Below are 18,278 nucleotides of genomic sequence, written 5' to 3'. Positions count from 1 at the left end.
GGAGTTGAAGCAGGCCTTTATCTTAACACTGCCCTGTAAAAATATACCCCTTGTATTAAGGGGCATATTTTTACAGGGCAGCTTAAGCTTTAGACGCTCAGATTTTAAAGGCTTAAGTTTAAAAAGCTTCAATTATTTGATTAGCATCTTCTGTAGCCTGATCAGTTACTTCTTTCGTTACTTCTGTGTTGCTCATTCTTGCTAGCTCTTGCTTGAGCTGCGCTAACTTGTATTTTTCAGCTAGGACTTTTTGCGCATACTTATAAGATAGCTCGAGCTTATTTGCCGCTTTTGCGGCTTTTAATTCATCCTGATAGCTTTCAAGTTGCAATTGCACTGCTGCAATTTCTGTGTGTAAATCACTCTTAAGGCCTTTATCAGTACAATTCGCTTTAACAAGCTCAAGCGAAGACTGCAACTGAGCCACCATTTTGTCGTAGCCTTTAGCTTTTGCATTCACAATTAAGGCTTCAATCTTACAACTTCTCTCAGCACAACCGACCAAATTAGCACAGTTCTCAGCAGGGGCTGCTTGAGCAGAGGCAAGACCAAAGGTTAGTACGCTACAACTCATTGTAAAACCTAAAAATAAACTAGATGTTTTGTTTTTCATAAAAATTTCCCTAGTACGATATCGACAACTTGGTTTGTAATAAAAAAAATTACTCATACTGTTTTATAGACACTGCATTACCAAACGTCCATTTAGTAGCGAAAACTTCTTGTTAAACAGCGCTAAAAACTTGAGCCAAGAGTTAAACATAACAGCTGATTTACAGCCAAATAGCAGATGATTGTGCAGATAAAAATGCCAAATGATAATACAAACTGCTGTGTATCATTAACTTACTCTCTCTGACAAAAGTATCAACCGAAACAAAGCACTTTACTGATTACAATCAATTCCACGTTTATCGAAATTTAGTTTGACAAGTTAACACCACAAACCTACATTTCGATATAGGCCGAAATATATCAAAATAAAAGTCAGAGCTAAAACACCTACTAAAACACCTACAGAGTAAACTTATATATCGGATGTACAGGTTTGAGTATTGCGCCAATGTACCACGCCAGAGTACTGTTCTAGGGTAATGCTCTAGTGTACTGCGCTAGCCTATTTCACCTGTGTATGAGGTGGATTTATAACGGCGGTATTGCACCTGTGTAGTACGCCTGCATGACGTCAGTGTATGCCTTGATACTCTATCCTTATGTGCCCATGTTTATCTATCTGTGTATGTATTGATTTATCTATCGCTGTATGTATTGATTTATCTATCGGTGTATGCAAATTTTAAACTGTTCTTTTAAACTGACATCACTGCAGCAATTTAAAATACACATCTCAGCTTAACGTGCCAAAGTAAATGCACGCACGAATGTCTAAATTCGGCGTACTCACAGCTAAAATCAAAAACCTTACGGGTGGCAAACATGATTAACAACACGACCAAACAAGCTTCACAAGACGCTATAGAATGGGCGATAACCCATGGCATGGTAATTAAAACTACGCCTTATTCAGCGTCTCACACCGCATTTAGCTTTACGCCAACCGCCATTAGCCGTGAACGTTTTCAACACTTAGTCGCTTCGGTCAACCTGCTAGGTAAGTTAGTTCACTTCGCATCAGAAGATCATCAATTTTTAAGTCATGCTATCGCGCCAATCACCTCAGGCGAGCCTTTCTTTAAAGCCTTACTCGAGATGCATGATGCAATCCATGACCCCGATAACGCTAATAACTGTTGCCATAGCCGTTCTAAAAATCGTGATTCAAATAATGCCGACAAGCACAGCGACGCTACTAGTGGAAATAGCGCTAATGAAATAAGTACCAATGAAAGCAGCGCTAAACGATTGCCGCTATTAATTATGCGCAGTGACTTTATGGATGATGCCGCTTTAGGGCCTAAGCTCATTGAGTTCAACGGCATCGCCGCAGGTATGGGACCATTTGGTCAAAGAGTCCATGAATTACATAAATACCTACAACAGCAATGGCCAGATGAATTTAAGCAGTGGTCAAGCCATCAAGGCACTGAACTTGTCGCAAACCAGGCCATAGAACGCTTATCTCAAGGTATTGCCAACGCGACGTTTAAGATTAAACACGAGTTTACAAATAGCGTTAACGATAACGTTATCGATAGCATTGAAAATACCCCGCCGGTATTTTTGATGGTGGTACAAGAAAACGAAGACAACGTGTACGACCAACATCTGCTTGAAGATGCACTACAAGCTAAAGGGATTAGAACGGTCAGACATACTTTTCGCGAATTGCACGACAAACTCTCAACCGGTAAAAATCACAGATTGTTATTAGAAGGTGTCGGCCCCATCGATACCGTATACCTGCGCGCGGGCTATCAGTATAGTGATTATCATGCCAATGACATCATCAGCCGCGTATGCTGCGAAGCATTAATGCAAACTCGAATTTTTATCGAAAAACACCGAGTAGCCGTAAACGCCACCGTAAGCCAACAGCTTGCCAGCAGCAAACGGGTACAGATGTTACTGTCATCTATGGCGCCCGATGCCCTCACCCAATTTGGTTTAACCCTAGATGAGGCCACAACTGTTAAAGGCTTACTTGGCGAAATGCGCCCGGTCACCAAAGACAGCACAGCCTTAATATCTCAAAGCAGCGTTGATGATTGGGTACTTAAAAACCAAGGCGAAGGTGGCGGCCACTGCATATTTAGTGATGATATACAGCCAAAGCTGATGGAACTCAGCCCCAGCGAATATCAAGCCTGGTCACTTATGCGAAGATTGCACCCAACAGCAAGACCCACAACCGCGTTAACCGTTCGCAAAGGTGAGTTACATCAAGTCGATGACTTAATCAGCGAAATAGGCATGTTCACCGTTCATATCGACGGCGCTGCAGCGATTGATGTAAAAAAATTATCTGTTGAAAAAGTAGACGTTGAAATAGTAGCCACTAAAAATTTAGACGAGAAAATCTTAAACGAACAAGCGACCGACAAAAAAGCCTACGCAGGTTACTTGATCAGAAGTAAATCAGCCCGCACCACAGAAGGCGGCGTGCACAGCGGCATGGGAGTATTAGATTCGCTGGTTTTTAGTGACTGAGTTTAGTGATTAGCAATTGAAAATAGAGATAGTGATAAAAGAAAATAGCCAACACAAATTGGCTATTTTCTTGAAGTAAGGAGTTCTAACTAATTAATGAACAATAGCCATTTACCACGGCGAATATGGCGAAGCCATGTGCAACTAAGCGAGAGCTAGGGATAGCGAACTGGCCGTTAAACACAGATGTTATTTGGACACAGAGGCCACGAAGAAAGGCAACAGCTCGTAGTAAGCTCACATGTCACTACTTCTGTGGGACGCTATAAAGCCGTCCTTGGCCGCTCTGCGGTTTCATCCTTGAAACCTAAGCCCACAACCGCATCGACATCTGATTATTCATCTATCTGAATTAGCTGCCTCAGATGTTACAAACTCATTTCTGGACAGAAATTGGTTAGAGCTTAAGCTTTGAAAGCAACGACTGCCATTAGGGAAAGTATGGCTATCAGATATGCGGTAACGCAAAATTCTTGGCCGTGATGAAGGTGTCACTTTATATGCGTTTTTTACATAATAGGAGATTTCTTTACCACATCCCAACATGTAGCGCCTTGTTATGAGATTTCGAGATTTGGATTATCAGCCTTTATTTCCTCACGTAATAAATCGTCAGATACCTTATCAAAAAGCTCCTGAGCCTCATTGAACATTCTTGCTTTATAAAGAATATTGACTATTTGATGAGTTGCTGCTCCGAAATAGAGTTCATCGGTTATACCCTCCAAATATTCTTTAGCTTTTTCTATACGTTCAATAATTCTGTTTTGACTATACTCGTCATTAATATCATCTGTTAAGCATTCTAGAGACTTACAAATTATTATTACTTTCTGGACTAATTGTACCTCCATATTGTTCTGCTCCTCAGTTAAATATTGGACACTAGTATTTTCAGGATCATATTCTGTATCTTCTCTCACTTCACCGATTAAATCAGGGTCAATGTTATGTGCTAAATCAACCAGATATGAACCCATTTTAGCCAATTCACTGGCATCGATATCTTCAAGTGGTAAGTACAATGGATTAGGGTCTAATTCAATTTCCCCTGTTCGTGTGCGTGCGCCATATATTTCAAGATGGTTATCAACTTTTGAAATATACAATTTATCAATAGCAGATAAATATGGGTGTTGTTTATTGCGACCCTTTGAAATTCTATCGTACATAATTCCAGGCCAAAAGTTGAATTCAGCGTCTTTATCTATCTTTGAAAGTCTCATCACTTCACTTTCATATTTAGACTTATCAACAGATAGAAGAAAGCGGTAAGCAGCATAGCAACCAATAATAAAACAAGAAGCGGCTGTAATTATATAGTATTCCATTGATTCTCAATGCCTCAGGAGCCCAATTGTGGTGAGTTTGGCTTATTGCCAATGTAACCCTCTCGGAAAACCACGGTGTTCATAAGTAAAATTTTCTCGTAACCTGTAAGTAGAAGTGCGCAGCTAATTTAGTAATTCACCGATTAACTTAGGTGTGGCAAAGTTATAGCTCATTTCATTGTCCTTTTTCTATTAAGATTTTTGCACGTATCAGATAGATGGAATGCGTAAAAAGATGATAAACAAAGAATAAGAGATAAAGGGATTTTAGATAAGATGTTCCAAACACCAAGCCAGTCTTTAGGATCAACTGCCCAGTTAAATTCTATCAAAGCTAGGCCATCTACAACTGAAATTATTTCCCAATTTCCAAATCGTAAGTAGTTGTATGACTGAGAGGTAACTAAACCTATACCCGATAGTAGAAGTAAGATCGCAACTATTAAATATAATGATGAACAAAGCTTTCCTTCCAAGCTTTTTATTTTGATTTTTCCAACATACCCCTCAATAAATCCCCATAGAATTGGAACAACGAATGGACCGGATAGAAATGACAGGATATACCATGTTCTATTATCGGTAATCCATCCAAGTAGAAGGCTTAGAGCAAACCCTAAAAGGATTGAAAACACCAATAACTTCTTAGCTCTAGGTATATCGAGGGTTTTCATGAAACTTTACTTCCTAATCAGTATTTTATGAGTATTTCCTACTTTCTAGTAGCTGTTATTTATCGGGGCTATCACATGAACATTTTGATAGCATAATAATGCTTCAGCGAGATCTCTTTCAAATATTTGAATTCGACTAAATTTTTCACCGCCATTTTTCGTTCTCTAGAACACAGCCTTGCCTTTATAGTAACATACTATAATCAGTTAGTTAGCAACATAATTGGGATGCAGAGCTTACAAAAAACAGTATCACCAGAAGCTCTAGATGCATACATTCCTACGGATAAGTTTTGGTAAGGCAAACGCGTATAAACAGAATGAGAATAAGCTTTTACTCTAGCTAATAAAGGGGCAGAACCGTGTCAGCGTAGGGACTAGCTGACACACCTATGGATATTTCCTAGTTGCCCCCTAAATTAGCACCTCACGAATTACCAAGGGTATTACAAAATCTCTACTCTAGTGGCCAAATTAACTCACCCACTACAAAAGTACTATTTGACATTGTTACGCACATCAACCGCGATTGAATAAATTGTTTTATTCCCAACCACCTGAAGATCTTTAAACCCTTTAGCATAGTCCCTCGCTCTACTATCGAATACCACTAAGTATCCTAAATTTGAACCAGTATTCTCTTGATAATGTATGATCTGATCTTCACCAGATATGGCATATGAACTTGTGTAACCATTACCACACATCTTAAGCTCTACAACAACTTTTAATCCGCCAAATAACAAGTATAAGTCTATAAAACCCGCTCCAGCACGCTGTTCTGGTAAGATTTCTATGTTGTCCTTACCAAACTTTGCTGACAGAGATTGGATGAGTAATTGTTTCGCTATCTCTTCGGGCCTAGAACTCCATTTATATTTGCCATTAGACTTATCAAAAGTCCAAAAATGCATCCTAGAATTTTTCGATATCGCTTCTGAAAACTCTTTCAGTGCAGCCAGAATATCATCACTAGTTATTTGCACAAACAACTCGGGCTTAAAGTCTGTCGCTATTACTGCTTTTGGAATATTTGCAATACATTCTTCTTTTAAATCTTTTAACTCCTCAATCTCTGAAGTCGATTTATTTAAGTATTCCAAAGCCTCAAGATATTTATGTTGTTTCTGAAGTGCCTTACCGCAGATATAACAAAGGTTTGGAAGCTCGCCTAGTAGCTCAATTCTTTTCTTTAAGAAATTTTCCGCTTTGACCCAGTTATCACCTTCCATATAAAGGACTGCAAGGTTATTTGCTGCTGAATAATTGAATGGATTAGTCTCCAACGACTTTAAGTAACTTTCTTCCGCATAATTTTTAAGGTCTTGCTTGTGATAAACCAGACCAAATTGAAAGTGAACCAAATCAATTAGGCCTCGATCATCTCTTTTTTCCAAATGAGTAAGAGCATCATCCAACAGTTCAAAGGTATCTGATGTAGAGTTAGATGATTTAATAGATTCTTTTAGTAAGACAGTACCTATAAGACCAGAATTCCCAAAGTTCAAGATTTCATCTAAAAGAGACTTACTTATCTGTTCATTAGTTTCATAGAACTCCGCTACTTTGGTTTGTAGGATGAATAACTTATCTGTGATGCCTGAAGCGATACCAATAGCACTTTGCTTATAAAGGCTAGCTTTGTCATTAATGCCCAACTCATTTGCATATAAAGATGCTAAACTATATGAGGCATGTAGGCTTATTTCAGCACCGAAAATACCCTCATCTAGTTCAAAAGCCTCTTCTATTGTGTCTAATGCCTCTTTCTTCTTTCCCTGCCTATATAGGTAATTCGCTTTATCCTGTAACAGACTAGCTTTACCATGACGTTCAAGTAAATCACCTGAAGATACTAGCTTTATACAGGTTTCCAATGTTTCTAAAGCAATAGTCGGATTACTCTTGGCCTGTATTTTCGACAGTGCTAACAAGTTAGCAATAGCTGCTTTCTTGTTACCTGTCTCAAGATACTTATCAGCACTTAATTTACGATAATAACCTTTGTCTTCATCTGCACAGGATAGAGAAGCTAAGTCTTGATAAGTAACGGCTAAATGGCCAGCATTGACGTTATCTTTATTGATTAGACCCTTATACAATATAACCGCTAGGTTTCTTTTTTCTTGTTGCTTCGCATGCCTTGCTTTTTCAACAATAAAAGCATCTAAGACCCAATCAGTTAAGCTATCTGAAAACTCACTTTCTAGTCGTTCAATGTAATGTACAGCTTGGTCTAATTCTCCCAAATGTGAAGAGAACGCAAGTCCTAGATTTAGGTGTCTCTTTCTAGATTCTTTATCTAGTCCAGCGCTATCGATTGACCCAATGATATCCAAAACTTTCCTATCTTTAAGCTTTGATAAGAAGAAGTTGTTCTCGATTAATAAAGATATTGCTTCTGAAGCTTCCCCTGAATCAATTTTAGCCTGTACATCTTTAAGTACATCTTGTGCAATTCTTTGTGGAAGCGCTTGTAGGGAGTCATGAATCTTACGACCAATATCTACAGCCTCTGGGTTTTGACTATCAATAGTTCCCAAAGTCCTTGAATCTGAAGTTGTCATGGTAAATCTATGTTCTGATTTATTCTGCTCTTTCATACGATCCTTACAAAGGCTGCTAAATATATACTGATTTTCTTATAGTATCTGATTTTACAGATGAAATCTGTTGCGTTTACTTCCACCTATTATGGTTCTTCTACAATTACTCTCATGAGGAAAAGTATGTCAAATTAAGAGTCAAATAAATCAGAGTCCATACTGTTGAGACTCATAATGGGGCATTTCCAAGCTAGCAATCAAACTTATACGGCCCAAATGAAGGCACCAATTACCCAGTGTAGATTCGGCTGAAGCCGTCGAAAACAGGGATGTTTTCGTTGAGTCTACACGGACGTACTTGAGGCGAGCTTCAGCAGTGTCTGCACATACGCCCGCTGCAGGCGATTGATAGCCATGAAGCTACAAGTTCAAACACTCTACTTGATAACACCAACCCAAAAATAAATGTAATCAATCTTCATTTGAAGGCTAACCAACTTTGGGGCATTAACATTCTAAAGCTAACCGCTTCACGTGAATTATCCCTATGTTCTTCGCCAACTTTCATCGACCTCTAAACCCAACTAAGTCAGCTGAACCTTGTCATCATTAATCGCAGCTTCAAATTGCTTACCCGCCAGCCACAAAGATGATTCACTTTGCAGCGCTAACTGATAAGCCCATGCGGCAATCGCCTCTGAGCGGCCACTTTCACACACAAAGTAGTTGCTGAGTTCTGTTGTGATCAGTTTTTCATTTTGAATGATGTTTTGTTCATGCCAGCGATCTTTGTGCTCTTGCGCTGCTAGGTGGTCGCGTTTGGCATTGTTGCAACTGCGATGCGCTAGTACAAAATTATGCCCTAGATCGTTGGGGTATCTCGCCCACGGGATAAAATGATCGACCTCGGCCTTGTTATGTTCGCTCTCTTTTAGCGGCTTATTACAGTAGAAGCACTTTCCTTGCTGGATCTGTTCAAATACGGGTCTTGCACTAATAATCGAGCTCCGGTCGCTACCAAATAAAAAATCTGACAAGTTGCCTTTACCACCAAGTACCGCATAGTTTGCAGGAAAGGCGCTGACCTTTTGTGTCCAGTGCGTTCTTGAAAGCGATACAACAAGGTCGTAAAAACGTCTAAAACAAAAGGCGATACCTGGTTTAAGTACAATATACTTTTGAGACTTATCGTGCCTGTAGTAAAAGCATTCCTCTTTACCCGAAAGAAGCTGTAAACGCCAAAGCGGCCCTTGTTTAAATGTATTGCGGGTTTTACTCACCAGTTTGTTCCAGCCAGCATTTTGTTTTAGCTGATTAAGCGTGCGTATGCCTTGCTGACGAAATGCCGCTAAATCTCTGACCAATGCAGATTGTTCGCCGGAATTTTGTAAAAGAATAAAGGGGTTATTATCAACGCCGTGATAAGGCAGCGAGTGTTGCCAATATAGCTCGATGAACTTCACTACTAACTCATCGATGGTAATAACGCTGTCTAATGTATCGTGCAGGTTTGCTGTCACATCACTGTGTAGTGGTCGCTCTATACAGATATCAGCAAGTGCGTGTAGCAGTGCAAATTTGTATGTAGCGACAAAATCGCCTTCCACCAATAAACGCTGTAAATAGGTAATGAAATCAACTTGCAGTTGAGCATCTACTTGAGGTGCAAAATCTAATCTCATACATTTTCACCTAATAAGGCGTTAGCGTTATCACTTAGTGAAACAACCTCGCCTGTTGGGGGCTCCTTGGTGATAGTCGATCTTTGTAAAACAACGGTTTCCCAATGCACCTCGGCTCGTCCTAACTTGTCTTGTTCTGCCGTAACACTATCGATTATTGTCAGCCCCACTTTAGCGCTCATTGTTGCAAGCTCTGCAATACTCACTTGATGCATCTCTCGCTCATCGCCACTTGGGCCATGGCGTAGTGTGATGATCAGCTTGCCTGTAGGTTCTAGTAGTTGTGTTAATCGATTCAAGGATTGTAAACGCTCTGATGCAGGGATGTGCATCCATACGGCGCTCAGTAGGATCAGCTTAAAACGCAGCCCTGTTGTAACTAGCGCATCCGTTTTAGCTAACGTATCTAATGTGGCGAGCGCGTTAAGCTCTGGTAATGAATCCTGTAACCACGTGACGTTAAGGCTTTGAATAAGTTTTTGGCCTATTGCAGCCAGTTCATGTGCGGGCTCGACAGCATACACAGTTACGGCTTGCTGCTCGGATGCCTGCTCTGCGAAGTATTTAACATCTCGGCCTGAGCCCGCGCCAATATCTAACACATTAACTCTTACATTACCTCTCATATGAGTTAAGCAGGCTTGCTCACTTAATGAGGCTTGTAACGGCGTTTGATTGGATTTTCTGTGAGACACGAAGATATCGGCTAAGTGATGAAACCAACTAGCATGGACTTCTTTAAAGGTTTTAGAGTCATACTGCTCAGCAAGTTTAGCCGCATGCATGTTATAGAAGTTAGTTGTGTTGCGTTGTTTTTGCTCTGAGATCACTAGCACATTCCCTTGTGTTACTCGCTTAAGCTCGTTTGTTAGGTCATCACTTCTGAATCAATCTTGGTACGAATCGAGGTTAATCTAGAAAGGTTCAAGATTCATTGCACCGATAATTACTGCAATCAAATTAGCACATTACGTTAGCAAAAAGAATAATCGGTTCATGACTTTATATCTATTTAGTTTGATCAAACTCACGAAATTCTTGAGGTGTGATAACAAGCCGAGATTTATCGCTAAAGAGTCGGAATTTTTGGCGGGGAATGTATCGCTATCTATTGCTCTGCAATAGGAACATACTGGAGTAGTTACTTAAGAGTTTTACGCTATACAAAGCTATTTTGAGAAACAAAAAGCCTTTAGTTGATGAAAAGACAACTTTAGGTTCATTACTTTACATTAGGTGGTAAGTATCATGAGTAAAGGACAAGACAGTAAAAAGAACGTTAAAAAGAAACCGCTTTTAACTGCTAAAGAGAAGAAAGCCGCAAAAACGGCCAAGAAAGTGCCGTCATCGTTTATTAACTAGTCAGCAATGGCCGTCGCGTATTTTGTATTGTTGCGATGGCCACTATCATTGGCAGAACTCAAACATCTAAGCTCCAATTATCTAAGCTCAAACATCTAAGCTCAAACATCTGAACTCAAACATTTAGGCTTCACTTATCTAAGCTCAAACGCATACCCTTAAGCATCTGATTTTAAACTAGTTATCTTGTTTTGCATTAGTTATCTGGGTTTACATTAGTTATCTGGGTTTACATTAGTTATCTGGGTTTACATTAGCTGGCATAACCATTCACTCGTTCTAAATGAGTTTTATGCAAAAGAAAAATGTTATTGCTGAAGGTTACTGCTAAATGTTAATGCTTAAGCCTAGTCGCTAATATGTATTAGCTCAGACTTGGTCTTTACGTTCACTGATGCACTCGTAAGATCCCATTTCAAACAGTCGGCAGATCCATGGGCGGTTTTCGTAGATAGTGCACATTAAGGTGTCTCTATCAACTGCAGAGCACCAACCGTCATCAAGGCGTAACATGGTTTCGGCGCCATATTCGTCGACACTGATATGCTCATCTGGTACGCCAGTATCGGTCACTATCATGACTTCTAAACGGCAGCAACACGCTTGGCAATTTGAGCAGGTGATCTCGGTGTTGATCACGGGATCGGATATATCTTTTACGTCAATGTTCATAAACAGCAGTATTAAATTTAATGGCTGCTAGGATACGCTAAAACTGCAGTTTTCACGACTTATTTGCTCTTTCTCGTTCTTATAACCGCTCTACTAACGGCCTTATTTAAGTTTACTTTGCTTGGTGTGAGTTGTTTTATCGCTATGAGCTAGCACTCATATCGAGTGTCAGCTTAGCTTTTAATATGAATTTTACAGGTTACAACATGAAATCAGGTCGCTACGCTTAAACGTAGTCATGCATCTCATTTTTAGATACCGTTAGTTAATCCGATAGACACTTGTATCACTTATGGCATAATCGATTGATAATATTAACGTTATTGATTAGAAACTAATAAATGAAGGCTATTATCGCAATCACCTCGCTGTTTATCGCGAGTATTTCTACAAGCTTTGCCAACGAGCTAACAGTCAACATTATGACCATCTCAGAAGAGGCGTATCATAATGAAATGACCAAACGTAAGCCTTACCCACAACCCTCGATTGAAAAAATTACTGACCAAAAACAATTAATGGCCTCTCTTTCTGGTCGCTTAGTGCTAGACGGTTATTTAGAGATAAAAAATAGCAACGCAGAGCGTATTATTAAACTTGAGCATTTCGATGATGAATGCTTATTCAATGCGTACTACCCTCAAGAGCAGAGCCTGTATTTTACATGTGGCCATGAATCTGACACGGTAATATCTATGGTCGATGGTCGTTACATTGATGAAACGCCAGAACTACGAATTTACTCTCCGGATGGTAAGTACAGACTTTCTGGCTACTACAATGGACAAGAGCCAAGTTCATTTATACAAAAAAAGGTAGATAACCAATGGGTAACAATGTCAGAGAATGCCAAGCCTGCTGACGAAAGTTCAACCGGTAACTACCTTTACTTTATTAGCGAATTTACTTGGATAACCGATAGGCATTTTGTATTTAAAAATCCTTTTAACACCACGTTCTATATGGGTGACACCAATGCTGAGGTTGCGGCAAAGTGAGCTTAATATACAAAAGCCATCATTGAGAAGACTCGAATGATGGCTTTTAATCATTGCTTTAAATCATGGCTTTCAATCAGAAACTTTCAATTGAGCCCGACGCCTTTGCTTGAATCTGAGATAGATATTTCAGAGCTCCACTCATGAAATCCATCCTCAACGTTAAAAGGTATCTCCCGGCACCCTTACCCATCCTTCCATCAGTACGCGCGCGCTGCGGCTCATGACGGCTTTGTTAACTTTCCATTGTCCATCAATCAGGCTCGCCTGTGCGCCCACTTTAAGTGTACCTGAAGGATGCCCAAAGGTGACAAAGCCTTTATTGACTCTAGCAGCTACTGCAACGCGCTTACCCTCACCTGCGGCAATACTCACTAACGTACCGGGAATCGCGGCTGCTGTGCCTATAGCGACGGCAGCAGTGCCCATCATGGCGTGATGCAGTTTGCCCATAGACAGTGCTCGTACGTTTAAATCTATCACCTCTTTTGAAATGGCTTTACCACTTGATGAGGTGTAATCGATAGGGTCAGCAACAATGGCGACCTTAGGCGTATGCTGTCGACTCGCCGCTTCATCTATGTGGTTAATCAGCCCCATCTGCACTGCGCCATGGGCACGTATGGTTTCAAACATGGCTAATACTGTGTCGTCACCGTTAATCGCATCTTGTAGCTCTGCACCTGTGTAACCCAGTTCAGCAGCATTGATAAATACCGTCGGGATCCCCGCGTTAATCATCGTGGCTTGCAAAACACCACTTGGTACCACATCAGTTGGCACCATTAAGTTGTCGATTAAGTTGCCGGTTGGGAACATTGCGCCGTCGCCATCGGCGGGGTCGATAAACTCAACTTGCACCTCAGCTGCGGGGAACGTGACACCATCAAGTTCAAAATCACCAGTCTCTTGCACTTTTCCGTGGGTGATGGGTACATGAGCTATGATGGTTTTACCGATATTTTTTTGCCAAATTCGCACAACGGCAATGCCATTTTCTGGTATTCGGCTTCTATCAACGAGCTCATTACTGATGGCAAATGACCCCACTGCAGCAGTTAAATTACCGCAGTTACCACTCCAGTCGACAAAAGGACGGTCGATAGCGACTTGACCAAATAGGTAATCGACATCGTGATCTTCGCGTTCGCTCTTGGCAAGGATAACTGTTTTGCTAGTGCTTGACGTTGCACCGCCCATGCCGTCGGTTTGTTTGCCGTAAGGATCGGGGCTGCCTATCACTCTAAGTAGCAATGCATCACGGGCAGCACCTGCGACCTGCGCCTCTTTTGGTAAGTCTGTTAAGTTAAAAAATACCCCTTTACTGGTACCGCCACGCATGTAGGTGGCTGCGACTTTAATTTGCGGGGCAAATGCTTTGCTTGGTTTTGATTCAGTTGATGTGGTCATGTGTTTTACCGTTTGAATGCTTGATAGCTGGTTATTTCACTAACAAACGAGTCCGAAATCAGCCATGACTCTTTTGAGACATGCTTTCATTCGGTCCCGCACTAACTAGCATGGCCAAAGTAGAAAGCGTTAAATTTAGTCGACGATATTGCTGAGTAGATGAGCTTCGGTGGCTTTTTTGGCTTAGATGCCACCGCAGAGCCTACAAGGATGTACTTGCGGCGTCTCATCTACATTGCAATATCGTTTCCTACCTCTGTAGCTAAACCATTGCTCCAACTTTTAATTAGCCGAAGACTTCTTACTCTCTCATTCGCTGAAGGCTCTGTTGAAGACTCTCTATTTATTTCGCTGAAGGCTCATGTTGAGGACTCCAAAAAGTCTTGGGCGAAACGCTGGAGTATGCCGCCCGCGTCATAGATTGATACCTCTTCTGCGGTATCGAGGCGACACTTAACCGGGATCTCAACCACTTCGCCATTGCTGCGGGTCATGATCACCGTTAGCAATGCGCCCGGCGTGCGTTCACCCAGCACATCGTAGGTTTCTGTGCCATCAATCTGATAGGTGTGACGATTAGCGCCATTGGTAAACTCAAGCGGCAATACGCCCATGCCGACTAAGTTAGTGCGGTGTATTCGCTCAAAACCTTCGGCAACAATCACTTCAACTCCTGCAAGGCGTACTCCTTTTGCGGCCCAGTCTCGACTCGAGCCTTGACCGTAATCGGCACCTGCAATAATGATAAGTGGCTGCTTGCGCGCCATGTAAGTTTCAATCGCTTCCCACATGCGTGACTCAATGCCTTCTGGCTCTATACGTGCGTAAGAGCCTTGCTTAACTTCAACTTCACCATTGCTACCAAGCTTAGTGACCATTTCATTAAACAGTTTTGGATTAGCAAAGGTAGCGCGCTGGGCGGTTAAATGGTCGCCGCGGTGAGTCGCATAGGAGTTAAAGTCGACTTCTGGTAAACCCATTTTATCTAAATACGCGCCAGCAGCACTGTCGAGCATAATTGCATTAGATGGCGACAGATGATCGGTGGTGATGTTGTCGCCCAGTACTGCAAGCGGCCGCATTCCCTTCATAGTGCGCTCGCCTGCGAGTGCGCCTTCCCAATAAGGCGGGCGGCGAATGTAAGTACTTTGTGGTCGCCACTCGTACTGAGGATTAACCTTCTGCTGGTTATCGTCGCCATAGTCGACTTTAAGGTCGAACATCGGCTCGTATACTTTACGGAATTGCTCCGGCTTTACACTTTTTGCGATCACCGCATCAATCTCTTCATCTGATGGCCAAAGATCGTTAAGTAAAATATCGTTGCCGTCATTGTCTTGGCCCAGTGCATCCTTTTCAATATCAAAACGAATTGTGCCAGCAATAGCGTAGGCAACCACCAATGGCGGTGACGCTAAGAAAGCTTGCTTGGCGTAAGGGTGAATTCGACCGTCGAAGTTACGATTACCAGAAAGTACCGCAGTTGCGTACAAATCACGGTCGATGACTTCTTGCTGAATTTTCGGATCAAGCGCGCCGCTCATGCCGTTACAAGTGGTACAGGCAAAACCGACAATGCCAAAGCCCAGTTGCTCAAGCTCTGTAAGCAAGTTGGCGTCTTCTAAATACAGTTGCACCGCTTTTGACCCCGGTGCCAATGAGGTTTTTACCCACGGCTTACGCGTCAATCCTTTTGCATTCGCGTTACGTGCAAGTAACCCTGCGGCAATCACATTGCGCGGATTAGAGGTGTTGGTACAACTGGTGATCGCGGCAATAATACAGGCGCCGTCAGGCATTAAGCCTGCTTTGTCACCCGTCATATCCTCAAGTTCACCACTTATGCCTTTAGCGGCAAGGTCTGCAGTAGCAACGCGGCGATGCGGGTTTGATGGACCAGCAATGTTACGCCCAACGCTTGATATATCGAAACGCAGCACGCGTTCATATTCAACATTTTCAAGGGTATCGGCCCAAAGTCCTGCCTGTTTGGCGTAGGTTTCCACAAGTTTCACTTGTTTGTCGTCACGTCCGGTCAGCTTGAGGTAATCAATGGTTTTGTCATCGATGTAGAACATGGCAGCCGTGGCGCCAAACTCTGGTGTCATGTTTGAAATCGTTGCTCTATCGCCTAAGGTGAGGTTAGCTGCACCTTCACCAAAGAACTCAAGGTACGTCGATACCACTTTTTCATTACGCAAAAACTCGGTAATCGCCAGCACGATATCGGTTGCGGTAATGCCACTTTGGTGTTTGCCTACCAGCTCAACCCCCACGATATCTGGAAGACGCATATAAGATGGACGACCTAGCATAACGCTTTCCGCTTCTAGTCCACCCACGCCGATAGCAATGACGCCCAGCGCATCGACATGTGGCGTGTGGCTGTCGGTTCCGACTAAGGTATCGGGAAAGGCTACGCCGTCACGGGACTGCACCACAGGTGACATTTTCTCTAGGTTAATTTGATGCATAATGCCGTTACCCGGCTGGATCACATCAATATTTTCAAACGCCGTTTTGGTCCAGTTGATAAAGTGAAAACGATCTTCATTACGTCTATCTTCAATGGCGCGGTTTTTCTCAAACGCGTCTTTTTCAAAACCAGCGTGTTCAACGGCTAACGAGTGATCGACAATCAGCTGTGTCGGTACCACGGGGTTTACTTTTGATGGGTCGCCGCCCTTTTCAGCAATGGCATCACGTAGACCTGCCAAATCCACCAGCGCGGTTTGACCAAGAATATCGTGGCACACCACGCGTGCAGGATACCAAGGAAAATCAAGATCGCGTCTACGCTCGATGATCTGTGTTAGGCAATCGGTTAATGTGTCAGGTGAGCAGCGGCGCACTAGGTTCTCGGCATAGACACGCGAACTGTACGGTAGTTTGGCATAAGCGCCAGGGCTGATGGCATTAACGGCGGCCTCAGTATCAAAATAGTCTAATTCTATGCCTGGCAAGGGTTTTCGGTATTGGGTGTTGATATCAGTCATGATGCATTCCAATTTAATTCGTACAGGTTCGAGGGCGCTTCGCTTCTAGGTACTAGGTGCTAGGTTCTAGGTGCTAGAGCGTTCGCAGGCTCACTGCTAGGACGCTTCGCGGCTAGAGCGGGCTGCGCCCTGCTATACAGTCAAAAGCTAAGATAAGGTGCTAGGGCGCTTCGCTTTTAGGTCCTAGGTCCTAGGTCCTGAGTTCTAAGTCCTGAGCTCTAAGTCCTGAGTTCTAGGTCCTGAGCTCTAAGTCCTGAGCTCTAAGTCCTGAGTTCTAAGTCCTAGGTCCTGAGTTCTAGCTTCTATCTTTCACTGATAGGTGTGACCGTACGTGGCTCGCTACCGGTATAGTCTGCGCTTGGGCGGATAATACGGTTGTTAGCGCGCTGCTCCATCACGTGCGCTGCCCAGCCAGTAAGGCGTGAGCAGACAAAGATAGGCGTAAATAACTTAGTTGGAATGCCCATAAAATGGTAAGCCGATGCGTGGAAGAAATCGGCGTTACAGAACAGCTTCTTGCTGTCCCACATAAACTCTTCACAAGCGACTGAGATATCGTAAAGTGAGGTGTCGCCAAACTCGTTAGCTAGCTTTTCTGACCAGCCTTTAATGATCACGTTACGTGGATCTGAGGTGCGGTAAATCGCATGACCAAATCCCATGATTTTTTCTTTGCGCTCAAGCATGCCAGCCATTTGGATTTTTGCATCTTCTGGCGAGCTAAACTTTTGGATCATATCCATAGCCGCTTCATTAGCACCGCCATGCAGTGGGCCACGGAGCGTACCGATTGCCCCAGTAATACACGAGAACATATCTGATAAGGTTGACGCACAAACCCGCGCCGTAAAGGTTGAAGCATTAAACTCATGCTCTGCGTACAGAATGAGTGATACATCCATTACGCTGCGATGTTGCTCAGATGGCGCTTTGCCATTAAGCAGGTGCAAAAAGTGTCCACCGATTGAGTCTTCATCGGTTACGCAGTCAATTTCAACGCCTTCATGAGAGAACTTGTACCAGTAGCACATGATGGCTGGAAACGCGGCCAGCAAACGGTTTGCTGCTTTGTTTTGCTCGCTAAAGTCATTTTCAGGCTCAAGATTACCTAAGAATGAACAGCCGGTACGCATTACATCCATTGGGTGAGCATCGGCAGGAATGCGTTGTAGCACTTCTTTTAATGCCTTTGGAAGATCACGCTGAGCAAATAGCTCCGTTTTATAGTGATCAAGCTGTATTTGATTAGGAAGCTCGCCGTTAAACAACAAGTAAGCCACTTCTTCAAATGTTGCGTTATCGGCGAGATCTGATATGTCGTAACCACAATACGTTAAGCCCGAACCCGACTTGCCCACGGTACAAAGTGAGGTTTCACCTGCGCTTTGACCACGTAGGCCCGCTCCGCTTAGGTTTTTATTTACTGCCTGTTTATCAACCGCTTGTTTTTCCGATGTTTTTGTATCAACCATGACTGTCTTCCTTTTCAATTTGTATTG

General features: G+C 42.6%; 12 protein-coding genes. 2 read left to right on the top strand and 10 right to left on the bottom strand.

All coding sequences use genetic code 11. The annotated features are described in order from the left end of the window. Window positions 1-118: 118 nt before the first annotated feature. Window positions 119-670 carry a DUF1090 family protein gene (locus ACVBJC_RS16185; RefSeq protein ID WP_447161916.1) on the bottom strand — a complete coding sequence of 184 codons (552 nt, stop codon included), beginning with the start codon at window positions 668-670 and terminating at the stop codon, window positions 119-121. A gap of 767 nt (window positions 671-1,437) precedes the next feature. Here ACVBJC_RS16185 and ACVBJC_RS16180 point away from each other — a divergent pair. Next, complete coding sequence (locus ACVBJC_RS16180) at window positions 1,438-3,108, top strand: glutathione synthase (RefSeq protein WP_447161917.1); 1,671 nt, start codon at window positions 1,438-1,440, stop codon at window positions 3,106-3,108. Between the two features lie 557 nt (window positions 3,109-3,665). Here ACVBJC_RS16180 and ACVBJC_RS16175 read toward each other — a convergent pair. The 6 genes from ACVBJC_RS16175 to ACVBJC_RS16150 all read right to left on the bottom strand — a co-directional run bounded on the left by ACVBJC_RS16175 (window position 3,666) and on the right by ACVBJC_RS16150 (window position 11,375). Beyond that, complete coding sequence (locus tag ACVBJC_RS16175; RefSeq protein ID WP_447161918.1) at window positions 3,666-4,439, bottom strand: hypothetical protein; 774 nt, start codon at window positions 4,437-4,439, stop codon at window positions 3,666-3,668. A 170-nt stretch (window positions 4,440-4,609) separates the two neighbouring features. After that, window positions 4,610-5,113 carry a hypothetical protein gene (locus tag ACVBJC_RS16170; protein WP_447161919.1) on the bottom strand — a complete coding sequence of 168 codons (504 nt, stop codon included), beginning with the start codon at window positions 5,111-5,113 and terminating at the stop codon, window positions 4,610-4,612. Between the two features lie 497 nt (window positions 5,114-5,610). Next, window positions 5,611-7,716 (bottom strand): hypothetical protein, encoded by a 2,106-nt coding sequence (locus tag ACVBJC_RS16165; RefSeq protein WP_447161920.1) that lies wholly within the window; start codon window positions 7,714-7,716, stop codon window positions 5,611-5,613. Window positions 7,717-8,243: 527 nt separating this feature from the next. After that, the gene (locus ACVBJC_RS16160) at window positions 8,244-9,341 is read right to left on the bottom strand and encodes an HNH endonuclease (protein ID WP_447161921.1); all 1,098 of its coding nucleotides are present in this window, start codon (window positions 9,339-9,341) and stop codon (window positions 8,244-8,246) included. Next, window positions 9,338-10,171: a class I SAM-dependent methyltransferase gene (locus tag ACVBJC_RS16155; protein ID WP_447161922.1), complete on the bottom strand. Its 834-nt coding sequence runs from the start codon at window positions 10,169-10,171 to the stop codon at window positions 9,338-9,340. Before ACVBJC_RS16155 ends, ACVBJC_RS16160 begins: the two co-directional genes overlap by 4 nt. A 901-nt stretch (window positions 10,172-11,072) precedes the next feature. After that, complete coding sequence (locus ACVBJC_RS16150) at window positions 11,073-11,375, bottom strand: YkgJ family cysteine cluster protein (RefSeq protein WP_447161923.1); 303 nt, start codon at window positions 11,373-11,375, stop codon at window positions 11,073-11,075. Between the two features lie 341 nt (window positions 11,376-11,716). Between ACVBJC_RS16150 and ACVBJC_RS16145 the strand changes: the two genes are divergently transcribed. Further along, a complete protein-coding gene (locus tag ACVBJC_RS16145; RefSeq protein WP_447161924.1) occupies window positions 11,717-12,373 on the top strand; it encodes a hypothetical protein in 657 nt (218 codons plus the stop codon). A 162-nt stretch (window positions 12,374-12,535) separates the two neighbouring features. Here the strand turns inward: ACVBJC_RS16145 and prpF are convergent, their stop codons facing one another. The 3 genes from prpF to prpC all read right to left on the bottom strand — a co-directional run bounded on the left by prpF (window position 12,536) and on the right by prpC (window position 18,251). Then, window positions 12,536-13,783, bottom strand: coding sequence for a 2-methylaconitate cis-trans isomerase PrpF (prpF, locus tag ACVBJC_RS16140; RefSeq protein ID WP_447161925.1), 1,248 nt, complete (start codon window positions 13,781-13,783; stop codon window positions 12,536-12,538). A 359-nt stretch (window positions 13,784-14,142) separates the two neighbouring features. Beyond that, a complete protein-coding gene (acnD, locus tag ACVBJC_RS16135) occupies window positions 14,143-16,779 on the bottom strand; it encodes a Fe/S-dependent 2-methylisocitrate dehydratase AcnD (RefSeq protein WP_447161926.1) in 2,637 nt (878 codons plus the stop codon). Window positions 16,780-17,081: 302 nt separating this feature from the next. Continuing rightward, entirely contained in the window at window positions 17,082-18,251 is a 1,170-nt protein-coding gene (gene prpC / locus ACVBJC_RS16130; protein WP_447161927.1) for a bifunctional 2-methylcitrate synthase/citrate synthase, read from the bottom strand. Window positions 18,252-18,278 lie beyond the last annotated feature (27 nt).

The organism is Shewanella sp. 0m-6 (assembly GCF_052977325.1).
The sequence above is the reverse complement of the archived record's forward strand: the minus strand, read 5'-3'. Positions and strand labels throughout refer to the sequence as shown.

Excerpts from the sequence above, each read along its gene's own strand:
- ACVBJC_RS16185 (WP_447161916.1), bottom strand. The coding sequence starts at position 670 with ATGAGTAATTTTTTTTATTACAAACCAAGTTGTCGATATCGTACTAGG.
- ACVBJC_RS16180 (WP_447161917.1), top strand. The coding sequence starts at position 1,438 with ATGATTAACAACACGACCAAACAAGCTTCACAAGACGCTATAGAATGG.
- ACVBJC_RS16175 (WP_447161918.1), bottom strand. The coding sequence starts at position 4,439 with ATGGAATACTATATAATTACAGCCGCTTCTTGTTTTATTATTGGTTGC.
- ACVBJC_RS16170 (WP_447161919.1), bottom strand. The coding sequence starts at position 5,113 with ATGAAAACCCTCGATATACCTAGAGCTAAGAAGTTATTGGTGTTTTCA.
- ACVBJC_RS16165 (WP_447161920.1), bottom strand. The coding sequence starts at position 7,716 with ATGAAAGAGCAGAATAAATCAGAACATAGATTTACCATGACAACTTCA.
- ACVBJC_RS16160 (WP_447161921.1), bottom strand. The coding sequence starts at position 9,341 with ATGAGATTAGATTTTGCACCTCAAGTAGATGCTCAACTGCAAGTTGAT.
- ACVBJC_RS16150 (WP_447161923.1), bottom strand. The coding sequence starts at position 11,375 with ATGAACATTGACGTAAAAGATATATCCGATCCCGTGATCAACACCGAG.
- ACVBJC_RS16145 (WP_447161924.1), top strand. The coding sequence starts at position 11,717 with ATGAAGGCTATTATCGCAATCACCTCGCTGTTTATCGCGAGTATTTCT.
- prpF (WP_447161925.1), bottom strand. The coding sequence starts at position 13,783 with ATGACCACATCAACTGAATCAAAACCAAGCAAAGCATTTGCCCCGCAA.
- acnD (WP_447161926.1), bottom strand. The coding sequence starts at position 16,779 with ATGACTGATATCAACACCCAATACCGAAAACCCTTGCCAGGCATAGAA.
- prpC (WP_447161927.1), bottom strand. The coding sequence starts at position 18,251 with ATGGTTGATACAAAAACATCGGAAAAACAAGCGGTTGATAAACAGGCA.